We start from the raw sequence: 16433 nt of genomic DNA, 5'->3' as shown, positions 1-16433 counted from the left end.
ACATAGCAGATAAGGGCGCATGCGGCAGGCATCAAAAAAAGCAGCCGCGCATTATCCGGCGCGTAGACGACACGGCGATGACAAACCGCCGTGTCCGGGTGGCGTCAGCGTCCCACGGATGAGGCCGGGACGAACCATGGACCCTTGATCTCATAGGTGGCGCCGAGGTTCCGGTCATCGGCCGGCCCCGACGGCCCGCTGTAGCCACTGACATACAGCCGCTGGCCGTCCGGGCTGAACGCGGGGCCGGCCGGTTCGCCGTTCGACATCAGCTGCAGCATGGGCACCTGGCGGCCATCCGGTGTGAGACCCACCACCTGGGTGTCGTCGCCGTCTTCGCAGCAGATGATGTCGCCATCGGGGGTCATGATCACGTTGTCCAGCGCCGAGAGAATGTTGTCCGGGCTGGAATCGTCATCGTAGATGGCCTGCACCGTTTGCGCGGCAATGTCATAGCGCCAGAGCCGGTTGTCTCCCTTGGTCGAGAACACCAGGCTGTGGTCGTGGTGGTACCAGATGCCTTCACCACCATCGAAGCGCTCAATGCCCGGCACCTGGAACCGGGTTGGGTTCAGCACGGATTCGTGCCGCTGCAAGTCGATGGGCTGGGGGAAGGGCACGTTGGCCCAGGTCACGGCGCGGGGCGTGAAGATGTCGCCGCTGGCGACCCGCGCGACCTGTAGTGTGCCGCTGCTCAGGTCCGGCCGCGAGCCGTCGGCAACATGGGTGCTCGGAACAAATCGGTAGAACCCACCGCCGTTGAAGGCGTCGTTGCGTTGGTCCTCGGTCATGTAAATGTGCATGGGGTCGGCCAGCGGATCGACCGCGCAGGCTTCGTGCTGGAATTTGCCGAGGGCGTCCAGGCGTACCGCGTCAGCGGCGGTCCCGAACGGGAAGCATTCGTACACGTAGCCGGAATCGGTTTCTTCGCAGCTAAGCCAGGTGCCCCAGGGCGTGGCGCCGCCAGCGCAGTTCTTGGTGCTGCCGACCAGCACCGGGTAGGCGTCGATCAGATGGCCATCGCGATCGAAGCGAAGTGCGCCGACGCCGGCCTGGTCGTAGGCGTTATTGCCGTCGCCATCCTCGTTCTTTTCGCTGTTCGACAGGTACGCCCAACCGCCGTCCTCGGCCGCGAACAAGGCGCCGCCATCTGGTTTTTCATGCCATAGATAGTCGCTGCCGGGAATCGGCGCCACGCCCTCGGCCGCCACGCGCCGCACGGTGAACCCCGGCGGTACGCGCACCCCAAAACGGTCCGGCTCGCCCAGCGGACCCAGGTGGCCGATATTGCTCACCAGCGGTTCGCCGGTCACCGGATCTGTCGGCTGCCGACCCTGGGTGCCGGAGCCGCAGCCCACCAGCCAACCGGATTGCAGATAAACGCCGAGCTGTGCGGCGCCATGGAGGAACTGGCGACGGGTGAACGAGGACATGGCAGCGCAGGGAATGGGTTGACTGGCTAGTTCAGCAAGCGGGGGTTGCAGTCTCATGACCACGACCGTTGTGGTGACATTTCACCATCGCGCTTGTCTGATGCGAGGTATTCACATGGACGTAGCGTGTCAGGTAACGGGAGGGGGCCGGCGCGTCAGGAGGACGCACTGATGAAACTCATAGCCACCTTGGTGGCCCTGATGTTCTGTACGACGGCGGTGGCCGCTGATCTTTATGTGAGCCCAGCCGGCTCCGACAATGCCAAAGGGCATAAGCCAGACGAGGCGTTTGCCACGATCAATCATGCGCTGCAGCGGGCCGAGCCTGGCGACACCGTTTATTTGCTACCCGGCGAGTACCAGCAGGATATCCGCACCGTTCGCGATGGCTTGCTGACCAAGCCCATCACCATCGCCGGTCTCAAGGGCGATGATTTCAAGAATGACCACAGCGTTGTCGTTCCCGCGACGGTAACGGGCGGTGGCGAGGGGCGCATCGTGCAGATCCGGCACAGCTACATTCAGCTTCAGGACTTTGTCGTTGACGGGTTGAGCGGCGATCCGGTCGAGCCGGACAATATCCGCGACAAGTTGGTCTTCGTGCACAGTGAGGAGCGTGAGGAAGGGCTCCGTGGCGTGCGTATAGAGCGCATGATCCTGACGCACGCTGGCGGCGAATGTCTGCGATTTCGACATCGGGTTTCGGACAGCGAGATCGCCTACAACAGCATCAGCGATTGCGGCATGCATGACTTTCCGTTCGAGCGATCCAGCAAGAATGGCGAGGCGATCTACATCGGCACCTCGTTCAAGCAGTGGGAGGACGGCAAGAACCCGACATCGGATGCGGATGTGTCCACGCGCAACCGGATTCATCACAACATCATCACCACCCGCGGTAACGAGTGTGTTGATCTCAAGGAAGGCACCACCGCGAACCAGGTCTACGAAAACCAGTGCACCGGACAGCTCGATGCCAATTCGGCCGGGTTCAATTCCGCGGGTAACGGCAACGTGTTTCGCGGCAACGTCGTGTATGGCAACGCCGGCTCCGGTTTCCGCTTCGGCAGCGACAAGAAGGGCTTCGGCATCGAGAATATCGCCGCCGGCAATCGCGTGTTCAACAATGCCCAGTTCGGGTTCAAGATCATGAACGAACCCCAGGCGCAACTCTGCGGCAACCACTTCGAGGACAACGGCAAGGGCGAGTACTACTCCGACCAAGGGCGCAAATACGCGCCGGCCGCCCGGTGTGGCTCTTAGCGGGGAGTCCGATCCAGGACTGGAACATGGTGTTTGATGTCCTTGGCGCCGAAGAGCGGCAATACACGCAATCGCAGCTCAGCACACGCACGCTGTCGGCCGAGCAGGATATCCAGGTGCTCCAGGCCCACGATCGCGGCCTGATCCAGCGGCTCACCGACGCGACTGCACCAGACGTGGTGGTGTCGCCTGGCTACTGCTCCATCTACGAGCAATGCTGGTCGATGGATCAAGGCAACGGCCCTCAGCCGGTCGCTCTATGCGACTGGCCCGAGGACGAACGCTTTCTGCAGTAGCCACCCAGCCGCGTGTGCTCTAGGGCACGTGCTGGTCGACCAGAATCGTGTTGCCATCCGGGTCGGCCAGCGTGATGTGGGCGGGTCCGGTCGAGGTGGGGTCGGCCTCAGTGATCAGGTCGACGCCGGCGGTCTTCAGCTGCGCCTGTATCGCCCGCACATCGTCAAAGCCCTCCAGCGCATTGCACTGGGCACCCCAGCCTGGGTTAAGGAAACACTGATCTATTCACACCACCAAGACGGAGCCGGTTTTCCCGCAAGCCCAGGCGGAGTGAGTGCGGTTTGGTCATTCCAAATGAGCGAACGACAACGCAGGTTTGCGGGAAAACCGGCCCGTTCCATTCGGATTGCGCCTGAAAACAGGCCATGCGGCGTTGCTCGTCGCTTATTTGGAATGACCAAACGTCACTTCTCGCGCCTTGCCTGGCCTGTTTTCAGGCGGCAACTTGGCGGCGGGAATAGATCAGTGTTTCCTTAAAGGTAAGGATGTTGCTTTCAAACATGCCCTGGAAAAGCCCGATCGTACTGGTGCCATTGCGCAGTACCAGCCAATTTTGCGTGATGTCACCGCCCGTTACTTCAAACCCCAGCTTTTCATAGAACGCCTTGGATGCCTGAATGTCCTTGACGGCCAAGCTGACCGAGAATGCTCCGAGTTCCATCGTTTTCTCTCCTTGTTGTGGTCCGCAAACATGTGGGTTTGCTCCGCCGCGAACGGTCGGCAATGCCGTCATCCTGCCATGTGCGAGGTGGTGGTCAGCGTTCCTGATCGGGCTCATTGGCCTGCGCCAGGTCGGGATGCCAGCGCACCGGAAAGTTCATCGAGCTGGCAATGAAGCACAGCGCATGCGCGCGGGCATGCAGCGTCTTCGCCAGAGTGAGATCGGCCGGTGGTCTGAAGCGCACCTGCGGTTGCAGCAGAACGTCGCGGAACCGGCCGCCGCCGGCACCGGACAGTTCCAGCAGGCCTACGGCCTGATCGCGGTAGCGCTCGACCACCAGTCCGGCATCGGCACAGAGGTGCAGGTACCAGAGCATGTGACAGCTCGATAGTGACGCGATCAGCAAATCCTCGGGATTGTGCCGAGTCGGATCGCCGCGAAAGGCAGGATCGGAGGAGCCGCGAAGCACCGGCTTGCCCTCGATACGGATCACGTGATCACGGGCATAGTCGCCGTAGTGCCCTGTGCCGGCGCCGGTATTGCCCGTCCACTCAACGTCGACGCGGTAGCGATGGGTGTCGGACGTCATGGCTGGGCGACAACATCCGCCCCGGGCAGAAAGTGGCGCCGTTCCGAGGCGCTGGGAACCCGGCATGTCTGGCCGCGGCCGAACCACCGGTAGCGGTGGCGGGCCACGAAACGATAAAGGCTATTGCGGATTCGACGCGGGACCCAGCGGGTCGCTGTGAGCCATCGCCAGGGCCGGGGCAAACCGGCCACGATTCGCAACACGGCGTCGGACTCCGTGTACGCGTGCTGGTCTGCGATCACGATGATGGTGTCGTAGCGGTCCGCCGGAAAGTCCCATTGCCTGAGCAATGCTTGTCCGGCGATCGACTGCACCGGGGCAAGGCGAAAGACCGCGTGGCGGTCGGTCCGGAGAATGAACCGCACCCAGGCCGAACACAGGTGGCAGACACCGTCGAACAACACGATCGGCGGGGCGTCGGGTGAACTCATGGCGCCTGGGCGGAGCATGCGCCACGTCGATCTGTACGTGTCACCAGCGGTGGCTCCAGACGGTCAGAACCGTGGAGCCTAGCCGGAGTCGCCGGGAAAAACACGCGTCGGCTGCCGAAGCCGACGCGTGGCGTTCCTCGTCGTTCAGGTGTCGTTCGACGAGATCAGCGTGTAGCCGGCCTGGCGCATGCAGCGGTGGTAGTCGGTGTAGGACTCCGAGGCCGCATCGCCGGCCCCGGTGAAGCCCGAGGCCTCTTCGCAAGCCGAGTTGTCTCGGGTGTAGATCACCCTGGAGACCGGTGCTTCGGCGCTCCACCAGTGCGTGGGCTTCGTTGTAGTGGTTGTGCCGCAAGCGGACAACAGCCCTGCGACGATGAATGCCGGTACGAGTGTCTTGTACATGGTGTGCTCCTCCTGGCCATACATGAGTTATGTGACAGTTGTATGACGCATGATTGACACCTTAGACCCGTTGTTTTTGTAGGTCAATAGTTCCTAGGATAAAAAGTCCGTCATTTGGCGCGGGTGTTCCGGCCCTGGTCTTTTCAGATCAACGGTTTACTTGCCGAATTTGTGGCGCAGGGTGTACCAGCTCGGGTACGGAATCTGCCGGGCGTCGTCCTTGCGGGTCCAGTGCCGGACCACCCGGCCGTCCGACAATCGGAGGGCCTTGGCGACATCCTTGCTGGACAGACCCTTGCGGTCCATCCACTCCCGCAGTTCCTTGGAGGAAGGAGGATATTTGTTCATTCAGGCGTGGTCTGGAGGCGATCGGGGCAGTCTGCCCATCGGATCGATGATCCTACCGGGCACGACGCTTTCTGACCATGCAGGGTCGTCGGGGGCGCCGTTCTGACGAGGCTGAGGTCATGCTCTGAAGCCGCAGCGGATCGGCCGGCGTCTAGCGCCGCCAATGCATGCGTGAGATGACCGAAGACAGGGAGGTTTTGGTCGGCGTTGAATAGATCGACGTTAACGCCAGCTTCACATTATGCTAGCCGGCATCTTGCCGACATTCTGGAACGTCTGTTAATGATCTCCAAGCACTCCGAGTATCTCGGCACCGCCCGTGAGATCGCGCACGGTATCGTGCGGGAGCAGGCCGAACAGGTTTATTCCGAGCGCCGCTGGCCGGAGGGGGCCATCCGCGAGTTGCAACGGGCGGGGCTGGGCGGGCTGTCTGTTCCCACCGAATTCGGCGGACTGGGCGGCGGGGCCAGCAGCCTGGCCGAGGTTTGCGAGGTGCTTGGGGAGCAGTGCGCATCCACGGCGATTTGTTTTGGCATGCATTGCGTCGGCTCGGCCGTCATTGCGGCCCACGCCACGCCGGCCCAGCAGCGGGAGTTGCTTGAACCGATTTGCGAAGGCGAGCACATCACCACGCTGGCGCTGTCAGAACCCGGAACCGGGGTGCATTTCTACCTGCCGCAAACGCAGATACTCGCGAGTGGGTCCGGTTATGTGCTCAACGGCCGCAAGACCTTCGTCACGAACGGTAACCATGCAGATTCCTATGTGCTCTCGGGCGTTTCAGCTGTCGATGGCCTGTCGTTCTCCTGTGCGGTTGCTCCCCAGGGCACGCCGGGGATGGAGTGGTCAGGACAGTGGACCGGCATGGGCATGCGCGGCAATTCGTCGTTGCAACTCGCTCTGAATGATGTCGCGATTCCGGAGAGCCACCTGCTGGGCAATGAAGGCGATCAGATCTGGTACGTTTTCCATGTCGTCGCGCCGTATTTCTTGATGGCGATGTCGGGTGTCTACCTGGGCATCGCCCAGGCCGCTTACTCCGCAGCCTGCGCACACCTCACCAAGCGCTCGTATTCACATACCGGTTCGATGTTGGCGGATACCGCAGTGTTGCAGCATCGCATCGGCAGGCTGTGGGGCGAGTTGGAAAAGACGCGGCAGCTGGTCCATGCAGCGGCCAAGAAGTTCGACATGGGTTCCGATGACGCTCTGCTAGCGGTGATGGCGGCCAAGGCCGAAGTCGCTGACTGCGCCGTCATGATGACCAACGAGGCCATGACACTTTGCGGGGGGATCGGTTATCGCGATGCCGGGCCGCTTGAGCGCTATCTGCACGATGCGCGTGCGGCGCACGTGATGGCGCCAACCACGGACACGTTGCGCACATGGATCGGGCGCGCTGCGCTCGATTTGCCGCTGCTGGGAGATTGACGCCATGCCTGATGTCGCCGCGCTCGATCTCGAACCCGCTTTCGTCAACCGCGTCCGGGATGCCGGTGCGGGGTTGAGTTGCTCCGAGTTTCACGACAGCGCGGCGTTCATCATGGATGACCAACTCAAGGCCGAGACCTGCGCCGTGTTGGTTGGCGCGTCGCTGGTCGATCCGCTGCCACTGTTGACGAGCCTCGGGCGACAAGACCGCGACATGCCTGTGGTGGTCTTGCGTAAAAGCCATGACCTTCGTGACCTCAAGACCCGGCTGCGTTTCGCGCCCGGCATCGGACGCCAGATTCGCATCTGGGACGAGGCCGAGTTCGACGACATCATTCCGATGATCCATGCGTTCGCGACGCGAAAGAGCACGCAGGCAGCGCTCAGCCGTGGGCTGGCCGCTGCCGCGAGGCAGCCCAGCATCGGCAAAGCCGACTATGAGCTGGACGAAGTGCTCAGCAATGCCCCGATCGGCATCGCCGTGCTCAATCCGCAGGGCGAAATTCTCGCGATTAACCGCTCTTCGGAGAGTCTGCTGGGTTGGTCGCGCAGCCGTGTGCGTGACCGCAAGCTGGCCGAGCGGTTCAATGCCGAGCAGCGCTTGGTGATGGAAGAGATGATCGCCGCCTGCCTCAAGGGCGACGCGATCAGCGGCCCACACCGCTTCGAGCTACGCCACGTTGTGCGCGGCGAACCCATGATTGTGCAGGTTTCGGCGGGGCGCATTGGTGAGATCGGCGCGGTCTCCGGGTGTGCTGTCTATCTCGATGACATCACAGACTTGGCCGAGGCGCAGAACGAGGTTGAAGCCGCGCGCGCCCGTCTGGAGGACAAGGTTGCTGCCCGCACGCGGGCCATGAGTGCGATCAAGGCACGTTTGGAGCAGCGTGGTGCTGAGCTGGAACGTTCCAACGACGAATTGAAGCAGGCGAAGGCGGAGCTCGAACAACTCACGGTCAGAGATGGACTCACCGGCCTCTACAACCGTCGCTATCTGGATTTGAGGTTGTCGGAAGAAAGTAGCCGCATGCAGCGGATGAATTCACCGATGGCCGTGTTGATGATCGATATCGACCACTTCAAGGCTTACAACGACACGCTTGGCCATGTGGAAGGAGACGTTTGCCTGACGCAGGTGGCGCAAGTGATTTCGGCCGCCTGTCGGCGCAGCGGGGAGTTCGCGGCACGCTATGGCGGCGAGGCATTCTCCGGGGTCCTGCCGGGCTCCACGGCTGACGAAGCACTGGTCGCAGCGCAGCGGATCATCGAGCAACTCGCCGAACTGGACATCCCGCACCCGACGGCTTCGCACGTCACGGTCAGTATCGGTATCGAATCGGCAACCGGCCCCGGCATGCCGGCTCCCGGCGAACTGATACGCCGGGCGGACAAGGCGCTATACGCCTCTAAGCAGGCGGGACGGAACCGGGCGACGGTTTATTCGGCAGGCTAGGCAAGCCGCGACAGGATCGATCATGTCAGGCGTCACGATGATCTCTTCGAACCATCGGCGGCGAGGCCATTGGACGAGTACCCCCTACAGACCTTCAAGGCGCTGCGCGACACCTCGTACGGTTAGCTTTATCGCGTCGGTAATTCCTGCGTTCACCTCCAGTTCGTTCTCCGGCTGATAGGGATAGAACGCCCTGAAATGATAAGGCTGATCACCGACGTTGAATCTTAGCCAAACAACGACAACGTCATGGCCCGCAGGCATTTCGGATGCGTAGTACTCGCCTTCCTGCTTGTCATCACACCCCACCTTGTTTTCGTCAGGATGTCGATCCACCGTTGGTTCGGCATCAATCAGCACTTTTTCAAAGAGATAAACCGCGTCGTCCGTACGGCTCGCCTCCTTCGCGAGTTGCCCTGCAACTCCCCCAATGGCATCGCCTGCTCGGTGCAGTGAACGCAGTCGCTCGTTGACGTATACGTCAAATCGGCGAAGCACGACCCGATGGTTCGTGACAGCCGGAACGGCGTCGGCCAGCAGGGCGGCGAACATGTCGGTTTTGGGCGGGCTATACGCGTCAGCGGGCTGATGGCGTATGCCGTATCGGCAGCTATAGATGTTCCCGTATCCGGTAGCGAAGCCCGGGTAGTCATCGGCGGACGTCCTGTCGACAACAAAGGGCTTTGTCGGCGAGGTCAGATTGGTCATGACCACTTGATTGCTGTGCGTTGCACATCCGGAGGCCGCTAAGGCGGCCAGCATTGATGCGATGGCAAGTAAACGGCGTTGCATAACTAGGCTCAGGACGCGATGCGCCAACAAGTGAGGCCAAAATGATACGGACGTCGCGTCAACAAAAAGCAAAGTTCACTTCTGGCGTCCGGGCGGTCACCGATTGCGCCCGTACTGCTCATGACTGGTCACCCAATCACCGGTGGCCACAGCGGCTGCCAGTGACATCTCACCCGCAAGCACGGTTGCGCCGATGATCTCGGCCAGCTTGCGGGCTTTGCCCTGACCGTAGCAGTCCATCATTTCCAGGCATTCACGCTGGCTTGGCAGGCCGGTGCCACCGCCGTAGCTGGCGCAGATCAACGAGGGCAGGGTGATGGAAAAGTAGTAGCTGCCGTCGTCGGTGAGTTCGCCCACCGCCGCGCCCACGCAGGATTCGGCGACGTTGGCGGCATCCTGTCCGGTGGCGATGAACGTGGCGGTGATGCCGTTGGCGGCATGGGCGCCATTGTTCATCGAGCCGGCCATGAAGGCGCCGGTCATGGACATGATGCGACGCCGGTAGAGCGATTTGCAGTCAATGCCCATGACGTCCCGCATGAGCTGATCGGGGATGGTGCACTCGGCGATCACGCGTTTGCCGCGGCTGTGCAAAAAATTGATCTGCGAGGGCTTCTTGTCGGTGTCCATGTTGCCGGACAACGAAAACCGTTCTACCGCAAAGGGGCTGTTCGCCAGAATCCATTGGCAGGCGGCATGCGTGGCCTTCCCGCACATGTTCTGCCCGGCGGCATCGCCGGTGGTGAAATTGAAGCGCAGGTAGAGAAAGCGCGCAGCGGCGTAGTGTTCGACATTACGCAGCTTGCCGATGCTGGTCGTGGCTTCCGCCGTGGCGCGGATGGTCGCCATGTTGTCGATGATCCAGGCGCCGAACTGCTTGGCGGTCCGGGCGTTGTCGAATGCGAAGACAGGCGCTCGCTGCATGGCGTCGTCAGCCACCGTCACGGTGATGCCGCCGGCTTCCCGCGTCAGCCGCATGCCGCGGTTGTAGCTGGCCACCAGCGTGCCTTCGGCCGTGGCCATCGGCACATAGAACTCGCCCTGAGCATGTTCGCCATTGACCAGAACGGGGCCGGCAATGCCAAGCGGGACCTGCGCGACACCGGTGAAATGTTCGCAGTTGCCTTGGGTCTCCGTGGCATCGAAGCTGTAACTGCCGGTGTGCTTGAGCTCAACGCCGGTTTGATCGCGGATGAAGTCGCGGCGCGCCTTGGCGGCAGACTCCGCGTAGTCGTTGGCTTTGTCTCGGGGAATGCGTGGGCGGCCGATCGGCGCGGTCTGGGTCATGGGTCTCTCCGGTGGGGTTGCGGCGGATCAGGTCAGTCCGCGGCGAGTAGTTGTTCTACCTGCGTCTTGAGAATGGCTGAGGCGTGGGCGAGCTTGGCCGCATCGCCGGGGTGCTGCATCAGGACGTGCAGCGTTAGCGATTCGCTGAGCAGGATGATGCTGCGCGCCACCATCGGATCGAGTCTGCGTCCCTCCGCCTCCTCGAACGCGGCACAGTACATGTCCTCGATCTGCTGGTGCATGGCCAGGCGCATGCCGTGCAAAGCGCCGTCCGGGCGCAGCGCCTCCGAGGTGATCACCCGGATGATCGGTCCGGCGGTGGACACGAAATCCATGTAGACCGCCTGGGCCCGGACCAGTCGTTGGATTCCGCTGCCCGGATGCTTCATGGCCTCGTGTCGGCAAGCCAGCAGGTGCTTGAGTGATCGTTCGTAGATCGCCGACAGCACCGCGCTCTTGTCCGAAAAATGCAGGTAGAACGTGCGGCGCGAGACCCCGGCTGCGTCGAGGATTGACTGAACGCTGGTGTTCTCGAAACCGCGCGCGGCAAAGGCGCGAGCGCCACCCTTGATGATGCGCAGGCGGGTTTGGTCGCGTCGGCTGGCGGGCGGTGAATCTTGCGGGTGCCGTGCGGTCGCCGTTGTGTCCATGCCGGGCGTTGTCCTTTCAATCTGACGGGCGCCAACCAATGCGCCCGGGTGTGTTGGACGAATGTATACACCCTGTTTACTTGCCCTTGCAAGTCAGATACATTCGCCAGCTTCGGGCCGCGCTGCCGGCTCGATGGTGCGAGACAACCAACACAGACATGGGGAGACAACACCATGCAAGCGAGCACTCCGGAGGCCGGCGCGGCCTATTCGGCCAAATACGCCTGGTTCGTAGTGGCCATCTTGATGATGGCCTATGTGTTTTCGTTCGTGGATCGGCAGATCCTGAACCTGATGGTCGGGCCAATTCGTAAGGATCTCGGTATCTCCGATACGGAGATGAGCCTGCTGATGGGGTTCTCGTTCGCGATTTTCTACACGATCATGGGAATTCCGCTTGGTCGCATGGCGGATTCCAAAAGCCGCCGTGGGCTGGTCACGGTCGGTATTATTGTTTGGAGCGTGATGACCGCGCTTTGCGGCCTGGCCAAGCATTACTGGCAGTTGTTCATATTCCGGATCGGCGTGGGTGTTGGTGAGGCGGCGTTATCGCCCGCAGCCTACTCGATGATTGCCGACTATTTCCCGCCGTCCAAACGGGCGACGGCCATCAGCGTTTACTCGATGGGCATCTACATCGGTTCCGGTATTGCCTTTCTGCTCGGTGGGTTGATTGTCGAATTCGTCACCGCCCAGGGTGCAGTCACGCTTCCCGTGCTCGGCGAAACCCGGCCCTGGCAGGTCGTGTTTTATGTGCTGGGCGCCTCGGGCTTGTTGTTCAGTTTTGCCTTCCTGCTGATCAAGGAACCCAAGCGCAGCGGTGCCGGCACCGCCGCCGTGGTGCCGATCAAGGAAGTGGTGGCCTATCTCAAGCTCAACCGGCGGACCGTGCTCAGCCACAACATCGGCTTCGCGATGATTGCGTTCTGCAGCTATGGCACCGCGGCGTGGATACCCACCTATTTCGTCCGCGTGCACGGCTGGTCCATCGGCCAGGTCGGCCTGGTCTTCGGGCTGATCGTGATGATCTTCGGCTCGCTGGGTATCGTCACCGGTGGGCGCCTGTCGGATCGCTGGACTGCGCAGGGTCGCAGCGACGCGCCCATGCGCGTTGGCCTGGTCGCTGCGATTTGCGTTATCCCGTTTGGCGCCGGCTACATGCTGTCGCCCAGCAGCCTCGTGGCCGGGTTATTCCTCGTGCCGGCAACGTTTTTTATCAGCATGCCCTTCGGCGTGGCGCCGACAGCGATCCAGGACATCATGCCCAACCGCCTGCGTGGTCAGGCCTCGGCGTTGTATCTGTTCATCGTGAACATGATTGGCCTCGGCATCGGTCCGACCGCGGTCGCGGTCGTCACCGACTTCGTGTTCCACGATGACAACATGGTGGGCTGGTCGATGTTCCTGGTCAGCGGCGTCGCGGGGGTGGTGGCGATTACCTTGCTGGCGACAGGCATGAAGCCTTATCGGGAGAGCTTGGCACGTGTGCGTGAGCAGGCCACCTGAGTCGTATGGCGAGGCCGGCTAACGGATAATTTCGTAGCGATCGGCTTCTCGGCACTGCGCCTCTGCGAGCAGGCGCAAGCGCTGTCGGGGAGCGCCGCTCGCATAGTCCGCCTCGTTGGTTGTTCGACGGCACTGCTGGATGAGGCCGTACCGATTGATCGACGCTGCGCGCACCGCGGGAGTTTAAGGTGGTGGCCCGAGGGGGTAACGGAGACAGGGTATGGAGATGACATCGGATCACATCGCGCTGCTGTCAGCAGGTGCGTTCCTGATCGTCGGCATGATCACCGGCATCTGGAAGTACTCGCACATCATGCGTTCGAAGACCGCAGAGGCGCCGGTGTATGTCGACATTTGTCACCGTACGGCGCTGATGTACGCGTTTGCCTGTCTGGTCCTGCAGCAGCTCGCGCTACACAGCCGCTGGAGCGAGACCGTCAATGTGATTGCCGTTGTCGTGCCCATCGTATTTTTTGCTTCGGCGGTTGCGACTTACGCGTTGCATGGCTGGCTCAGGGACACCGACAACCAACTGCGCCGGCCGCATGTGCTGGGCAGGCATACCGTGTCGTCGTGGGCGATCCGGGCCTATATGGTTGCGCTAATCATCGGGGAGATCGGCGGAGCGGCGGTTTTGATGGCTGGCGCGCTCTGAACGCTGGGTCGCAATGTCATAGGGCGACTTCCTGATCGACCGGCGGCGCGCTGTCACAATCCGTCGATGTCAGCCGGCTGTCAGGCAGGATCGGTGTACTGGTCGCAAGTCCCCACTCGGATCTTGCGATGCCCATTCGAATCGCCCTGCTGCTCGCGATGATGACACTGTCAGCCTGCGGCTACGACGCACACCACTACGACGACCACTACAACTCGAAACTGCCGGAATCGGTGCTCAATGGCGACTGGGCCACCGGCTGTCAGTACCTCTACGCAGCTGACCCGTACGATCCCTACGACGCCAAGAGTTACCAGGATTACTTCAGCTTCTACGACGGCTACTACTACGGCGCGTATGAGACCTATGCGACCGACAACTGCGGCGGCGAACCGCTCGACGTGTACATCACCGAAGGCGAGATCTACCTCGGCGGCTACACGTACACCGATCACGGCGTCGAGGCCGAGCGGTTGGATTTCGAGGGTGACTTCACCTGCTACACACTGATCGATCTCGACACCTACAGCGATACCTTTGTACTGGGGGATTTCCAGAACGCCGGCTACGACGATTGCCGATCCCCACAACGGCGGCACCGCTACCTGGATTTCGAGGCGGTTTACTTTCGACATTAAGGAAACACTGATCTATTAACACCACCAAGACGGAGCCGGTTTTCGCGCAAGCCAGGCGGCAACTTGGCGGCGGGGATAGATCAGTGCTTCCTTAACGGATGGCTGCGGGTCCATCTCGACCGAACACAGGCGCCGATGTCCTGTCGAAAGCATCACTTGCAAACACAGGAGGCGAGCATGAGTGCCGACCCACGAATCGTTCTGATCACCGGCGGTAGCCGAGGCCTGGGCCGCGAAGCGGCGTTGGAGGTCGCCAGGCAGGGTGACGATGTGATGCTCACGTATCGCAGCTCGCCCGCCCAGGCCCAGCAGGTCGTCGAGGCCATCGAGGCTCTGGGTCGCCAGGCTGTCGCGCTGCATCTGGATGTAGAGCAGGCCGATAGCTTCCCGGCCTTTGCGGAAACGGTACGCAGCACCTTGCGAGAGCAGTGGGGGCGCGATCAGTTCGACGCGCTGCTGAACAACGCCGGCTATGGCGTGAATATGCCCTTTGTTGACACGACCGAGGCGCAGTTCGACAGCATGATGCGGGTGCACGTCAAGGCGCCGTTTTTTCTGACCCAGGCCCTGCTGCCGATGCTGCGCGATGGAGGGCGCGTTCTGAACGTATCCTCCGGTCTGGCTCGATTCTGTCTGCCCGGGCATGCCGCTTACGGCTCGGCAAAGGCGGCCGTGGAGACATTGAGCCGTTACATGGCCAAGGAACTGGGCGAACGCGGTATTTCGGTGAATGCCATCGCGCCGGGAGCCATCGAGACCGACTTTGGCGGCGGTGCGGTGCGCGACAACGAAGAGATCAATCAGCAGGTGTCGTCGGTTACCGCGATGGGCCGCGCCGGACAGCCGTCAGACATCGGCGCGGTGATGGCGCAGCTGCTCAGCCCCGCATCGCAGTGGATCACCGGACAACGAATCGAAGCATCGGGCGGAATGTTCTTGTAGCACGGAGACCCTCGACCCGCGGTCGCGATGCGCGCCTGGAGTCGGTTAGGGCGCCCGAGTTCCAGTGAGTCTTGAGCCCTGCGTCCGGCAAAGCCAATCGCTGTCGAGGAATCACCTGATCGCGTATGGGTGCCTGATACCGACCATGCATAAAAAAGGCGCGACAACCGAAGTTGCCGCGCCACAGGTACTCCCTGGAGCTAGCGGTTTAGCGGCGTCCGCGAGACCGCAGGGCGGCCGGACGGAAGTCGTTGTCGTTGGCCTTGATCGGCTGATAGACCACGTCGTTGTCGTTGGTCAGCCGCATGGCGATGTAACGCTTGGCGTTGAGGTCGTGGTGCACTTCCACGCCGGCCGACAGCATCGGCAGGTCGTAGAAATTCAGCGAGTGCATTTCTGACACGCGCCAAAGCTGATCACGGTTGTCGTACTTGTCGACCACGTGCACGACCCAGCTGTCCTCATCAAGGTAGAAGTCACGGCGCTTGTAGATATGGCTGGTGCCGTCCCTGAGTGTCGCTCGGACGTGCCACACGCGGTGCAACTCATAGCGTGCGTGCTCCGGGTTGATGTGGCCCGGCATCAGGACATCCTTGGTGCTGATCTTGTCGCTATTGAGATCAAAGGTGTTGTAGGGGATGTAAATCGCCTTCTTGCCGATAATCTCCCAGTCGTAGCGGTCGGTTGCGCCGTTGAACATGCCGAAATCGTCATTGGTTCGCAGGCTGTCGGACGCCGTACCCGGATTGTCATACGCCACGTTAGGCGCCAGACGCACCCGGCGTGAGCCGGGGTTGTAAATCCAGGCCTTGCGGGGTTGGCTCACCTGATCGGCGTATTCGTGCACCAGCAGGATGGAGCCAGCCAGACGCGGCGGTGCAGTGATCGCCTGCAGGAAGTACAGCAGCAGGTTGTCCTTGCGCTCGCTGGGGTCCTTGAGCTGGTTGCCGTGGATAAAGTCGTACTCGTAGTCGAACTCGACCAGGTTGTAGTCACCATTGGAGGTGACCGGCGCCTGTGCCCAGCTCGTTGCCCAGGTGTTGCCCTTGTAGGCCGTCAGGTGATTCCAGATCACCTCGGTGCCGTTCTGCGGGATGGGGAAGGCGATGCCGGCCGTGGAGCCGGTGAAGCCGTTGCCGCCCTCGACCAGGGTCACCTGCGTCGCGTTCTCCCGCGTGGCGTCGTAAATGCCTTGTGGGAATGATGCGGAGCGGCGGCTGGGGTAAACCTTCATCTTCCAGGTTGGGTACTGCTTGAGCAGCTTGATCTGGCCTGGCGTGAGGTGCTTGGCGTACTGGTCGGCATTGTCCCCGGTGATCTCGAACTGCAGCTCATCGTCGGAGTAGGGGTTGGGATAGTGGCCGGTCGGCTTGAAGTCCGGGTGCACGTCGGTCAAACCGCCGGTCCAGGCGGGTATTCCCAGGGCGGGATCGCCGGATTTTTCGGCGCCCATGGGGGTCAGATACCGTCTTGAATAGCAAGCCCGGCCATCGGGATTCGTGCATCAAACGGCGTCCCGGACTTGACCACGCCATAGATCAAGTGAGCAAGCCGGCGCATGCTGGCACCCACGATCGCTTTTGGTGCCAAGCCACGCTCACGTAACCTTACGGCCATGGCGGCAATGACAGGGTTATGGCGCACCGCCACAAGGC

Annotated in this window: 19 protein-coding genes and 1 pseudogene; 8 read left to right on the top strand and 12 right to left on the bottom strand. The window is 61.8% G+C overall.

Going from position 1 to position 16433, the window contains the following annotated elements; genetic code table 11:
* Nucleotides 1-104: 104 nt before the first annotated feature.
* Nucleotides 105-1433, bottom strand: coding sequence for an alkaline phosphatase PhoX (locus ACE1EY_RS14720; protein WP_370300519.1), 1329 nt, complete (start codon nucleotides 1431-1433; stop codon nucleotides 105-107).
* A 171-nt stretch (nucleotides 1434-1604) separates the two neighbouring features.
* On the opposite strand from ACE1EY_RS14720, the gene ACE1EY_RS14715 reads away from it, so the two are divergent.
* Both ACE1EY_RS14715 and ACE1EY_RS14710 read left to right on the top strand, forming a co-directional pair.
* Nucleotides 1605-2696 (top strand): right-handed parallel beta-helix repeat-containing protein, encoded by a 1092-nt coding sequence (locus ACE1EY_RS14715; RefSeq protein WP_291512816.1) that lies wholly within the window; start codon nucleotides 1605-1607, stop codon nucleotides 2694-2696.
* A 26-nt stretch (nucleotides 2697-2722) separates the two neighbouring features.
* Complete coding sequence (locus ACE1EY_RS14710) at nucleotides 2723-2992, top strand: hypothetical protein (RefSeq protein WP_291512815.1); 270 nt, start codon at nucleotides 2723-2725, stop codon at nucleotides 2990-2992.
* A gap of 19 nt (nucleotides 2993-3011) precedes the next feature.
* On the opposite strand, the gene ACE1EY_RS14705 is transcribed toward ACE1EY_RS14710, so the two are convergent.
* The 6 genes from ACE1EY_RS14705 to ACE1EY_RS14680 all read right to left on the bottom strand — a co-directional run bounded on the left by ACE1EY_RS14705 (nucleotide 3012) and on the right by ACE1EY_RS14680 (nucleotide 5424).
* Nucleotides 3012-3152: a hypothetical protein gene (locus ACE1EY_RS14705; RefSeq protein WP_291512814.1), complete on the bottom strand. Its 141-nt coding sequence runs from the start codon at nucleotides 3150-3152 to the stop codon at nucleotides 3012-3014.
* A gap of 274 nt (nucleotides 3153-3426) precedes the next feature.
* The gene (locus ACE1EY_RS14700; protein WP_291512813.1) at nucleotides 3427-3654 is read right to left on the bottom strand and encodes a hypothetical protein; all 228 of its coding nucleotides are present in this window, start codon (nucleotides 3652-3654) and stop codon (nucleotides 3427-3429) included.
* A 94-nt stretch (nucleotides 3655-3748) separates the two neighbouring features.
* Nucleotides 3749-4243 carry an OsmC family protein gene (locus tag ACE1EY_RS14695; protein WP_291512812.1) on the bottom strand — a complete coding sequence of 165 codons (495 nt, stop codon included), beginning with the start codon at nucleotides 4241-4243 and terminating at the stop codon, nucleotides 3749-3751.
* Nucleotides 4240-4674 (bottom strand): thiol-disulfide oxidoreductase DCC family protein, encoded by a 435-nt coding sequence (locus tag ACE1EY_RS14690; RefSeq protein ID WP_291512811.1) that lies wholly within the window; start codon nucleotides 4672-4674, stop codon nucleotides 4240-4242. Before ACE1EY_RS14690 ends, ACE1EY_RS14695 begins: the two co-directional genes overlap by 4 nt.
* A 144-nt stretch (nucleotides 4675-4818) precedes the next feature.
* Complete coding sequence (locus ACE1EY_RS14685; RefSeq protein WP_291512810.1) at nucleotides 4819-5076, bottom strand: hypothetical protein; 258 nt, start codon at nucleotides 5074-5076, stop codon at nucleotides 4819-4821.
* Between the two features lie 156 nt (nucleotides 5077-5232).
* Nucleotides 5233-5424 (bottom strand): hypothetical protein, encoded by a 192-nt coding sequence (locus ACE1EY_RS14680; protein ID WP_291512809.1) that lies wholly within the window; start codon nucleotides 5422-5424, stop codon nucleotides 5233-5235.
* Nucleotides 5425-5706: 282 nt separating this feature from the next.
* Between ACE1EY_RS14680 and ACE1EY_RS14675 the strand changes: the two genes are divergently transcribed.
* Complete coding sequence (locus ACE1EY_RS14675; protein WP_370300518.1) at nucleotides 5707-6855, top strand: acyl-CoA dehydrogenase family protein; 1149 nt, start codon at nucleotides 5707-5709, stop codon at nucleotides 6853-6855.
* Nucleotides 6856-6859: 4 nt separating this feature from the next.
* Nucleotides 6860-8308 (top strand): diguanylate cyclase, encoded by a 1449-nt coding sequence (locus ACE1EY_RS14670; RefSeq protein WP_370300517.1) that lies wholly within the window; start codon nucleotides 6860-6862, stop codon nucleotides 8306-8308.
* An 84-nt stretch (nucleotides 8309-8392) separates the two neighbouring features.
* Here ACE1EY_RS14670 and ACE1EY_RS14665 read toward each other — a convergent pair whose 3' ends face one another.
* The 3 genes from ACE1EY_RS14665 to ACE1EY_RS14655 form a co-directional block, all read right to left on the bottom strand.
* Nucleotides 8393-9100, bottom strand: a complete 708-nt coding sequence (locus ACE1EY_RS14665) for a hypothetical protein (protein ID WP_373928099.1) — start codon at nucleotides 9098-9100, stop codon at nucleotides 8393-8395.
* A gap of 96 nt (nucleotides 9101-9196) precedes the next feature.
* On the bottom strand, nucleotides 9197-10387 hold the full coding sequence (locus ACE1EY_RS14660; protein WP_291512805.1) for a hydroxymethylglutaryl-CoA reductase: 1191 nt from the start codon (nucleotides 10385-10387) through the stop codon (nucleotides 9197-9199).
* A gap of 32 nt (nucleotides 10388-10419) precedes the next feature.
* On the bottom strand, nucleotides 10420-11037 hold the full coding sequence (locus ACE1EY_RS14655; protein ID WP_370300516.1) for a TetR/AcrR family transcriptional regulator: 618 nt from the start codon (nucleotides 11035-11037) through the stop codon (nucleotides 10420-10422).
* 174 nt (nucleotides 11038-11211) lie between these two features.
* Between ACE1EY_RS14655 and ACE1EY_RS14650 the strand changes: the two genes are divergently transcribed.
* The 4 genes from ACE1EY_RS14650 to ACE1EY_RS14635 all read left to right on the top strand — a co-directional run bounded on the left by ACE1EY_RS14650 (nucleotide 11212) and on the right by ACE1EY_RS14635 (nucleotide 14778).
* The gene (locus ACE1EY_RS14650) at nucleotides 11212-12543 is read left to right on the top strand and encodes a spinster family MFS transporter (protein ID WP_370300515.1); all 1332 of its coding nucleotides are present in this window, start codon (nucleotides 11212-11214) and stop codon (nucleotides 12541-12543) included.
* Between the two features lie 220 nt (nucleotides 12544-12763).
* Complete coding sequence (locus tag ACE1EY_RS14645) at nucleotides 12764-13198, top strand: hypothetical protein (RefSeq protein WP_291512802.1); 435 nt, start codon at nucleotides 12764-12766, stop codon at nucleotides 13196-13198.
* Nucleotides 13199-13326: 128 nt separating this feature from the next.
* Nucleotides 13327-13836, top strand: a complete 510-nt coding sequence (locus ACE1EY_RS14640) for a hypothetical protein (protein WP_370300514.1) — start codon at nucleotides 13327-13329, stop codon at nucleotides 13834-13836.
* 177 nt (nucleotides 13837-14013) lie between these two features.
* Entirely contained in the window at nucleotides 14014-14778 is a 765-nt protein-coding gene (locus ACE1EY_RS14635) for an SDR family oxidoreductase (protein WP_291512800.1), read from the top strand.
* 208 nt (nucleotides 14779-14986) lie between these two features.
* On the opposite strand, the gene ACE1EY_RS14630 is transcribed toward ACE1EY_RS14635, so the two are convergent.
* Entirely contained in the window at nucleotides 14987-16231 is a 1245-nt protein-coding gene (locus ACE1EY_RS14630) for a DUF1329 domain-containing protein (RefSeq protein WP_370300513.1), read from the bottom strand.
* Nucleotides 16232-16236: 5 nt separating this feature from the next.
* A pseudogene (locus tag ACE1EY_RS14625) lies at nucleotides 16237-16433 on the bottom strand (IS110 family transposase); the annotation flags it as partial.

The sequence above is a fragment of the Abyssibacter sp. genome, from assembly GCF_964229365.1.
Taxonomy (GTDB): Bacteria; Pseudomonadota; Gammaproteobacteria; order Nevskiales; family OUC007; genus Abyssibacter.
This window is presented reverse-complemented; position numbering and strand designations above follow the sequence as displayed.

Bases quoted from the DNA above. Each gene is read 5' to 3' on its own strand.
- ACE1EY_RS14720 (WP_370300519.1), bottom strand. From the start codon at position 1,433: ATGTCCTCGTTCACCCGTCGCCAGTTCCTCCATGGCGCCGCACAGCTC.
- ACE1EY_RS14715 (WP_291512816.1), top strand. From the start codon at position 1,605: ATGAAACTCATAGCCACCTTGGTGGCCCTGATGTTCTGTACGACGGCG.
- ACE1EY_RS14710 (WP_291512815.1), top strand. From the start codon at position 2,723: ATGGTGTTTGATGTCCTTGGCGCCGAAGAGCGGCAATACACGCAATCG.
- ACE1EY_RS14700 (WP_291512813.1), bottom strand. From the start codon at position 3,654: ATGGAACTCGGAGCATTCTCGGTCAGCTTGGCCGTCAAGGACATTCAG.
- ACE1EY_RS14695 (WP_291512812.1), bottom strand. From the start codon at position 4,243: ATGACGTCCGACACCCATCGCTACCGCGTCGACGTTGAGTGGACGGGC.
- ACE1EY_RS14690 (WP_291512811.1), bottom strand. From the start codon at position 4,674: ATGAGTTCACCCGACGCCCCGCCGATCGTGTTGTTCGACGGTGTCTGC.
- ACE1EY_RS14685 (WP_291512810.1), bottom strand. From the start codon at position 5,076: ATGTACAAGACACTCGTACCGGCATTCATCGTCGCAGGGCTGTTGTCC.
- ACE1EY_RS14680 (WP_291512809.1), bottom strand. From the start codon at position 5,424: ATGAACAAATATCCTCCTTCCTCCAAGGAACTGCGGGAGTGGATGGAC.
- ACE1EY_RS14675 (WP_370300518.1), top strand. From the start codon at position 5,707: ATGATCTCCAAGCACTCCGAGTATCTCGGCACCGCCCGTGAGATCGCG.
- ACE1EY_RS14670 (WP_370300517.1), top strand. From the start codon at position 6,860: ATGCCTGATGTCGCCGCGCTCGATCTCGAACCCGCTTTCGTCAACCGC.
- ACE1EY_RS14665 (WP_373928099.1), bottom strand. From the start codon at position 9,100: ATGCAACGCCGTTTACTTGCCATCGCATCAATGCTGGCCGCCTTAGCG.
- ACE1EY_RS14660 (WP_291512805.1), bottom strand. From the start codon at position 10,387: ATGACCCAGACCGCGCCGATCGGCCGCCCACGCATTCCCCGAGACAAA.
- ACE1EY_RS14655 (WP_370300516.1), bottom strand. From the start codon at position 11,037: ATGGACACAACGGCGACCGCACGGCACCCGCAAGATTCACCGCCCGCC.
- ACE1EY_RS14650 (WP_370300515.1), top strand. From the start codon at position 11,212: ATGCAAGCGAGCACTCCGGAGGCCGGCGCGGCCTATTCGGCCAAATAC.
- ACE1EY_RS14645 (WP_291512802.1), top strand. From the start codon at position 12,764: ATGGAGATGACATCGGATCACATCGCGCTGCTGTCAGCAGGTGCGTTC.
- ACE1EY_RS14640 (WP_370300514.1), top strand. From the start codon at position 13,327: ATGCCCATTCGAATCGCCCTGCTGCTCGCGATGATGACACTGTCAGCC.
- ACE1EY_RS14635 (WP_291512800.1), top strand. From the start codon at position 14,014: ATGAGTGCCGACCCACGAATCGTTCTGATCACCGGCGGTAGCCGAGGC.
- ACE1EY_RS14630 (WP_370300513.1), bottom strand. From the start codon at position 16,231: ATGGGCGCCGAAAAATCCGGCGATCCCGCCCTGGGAATACCCGCCTGG.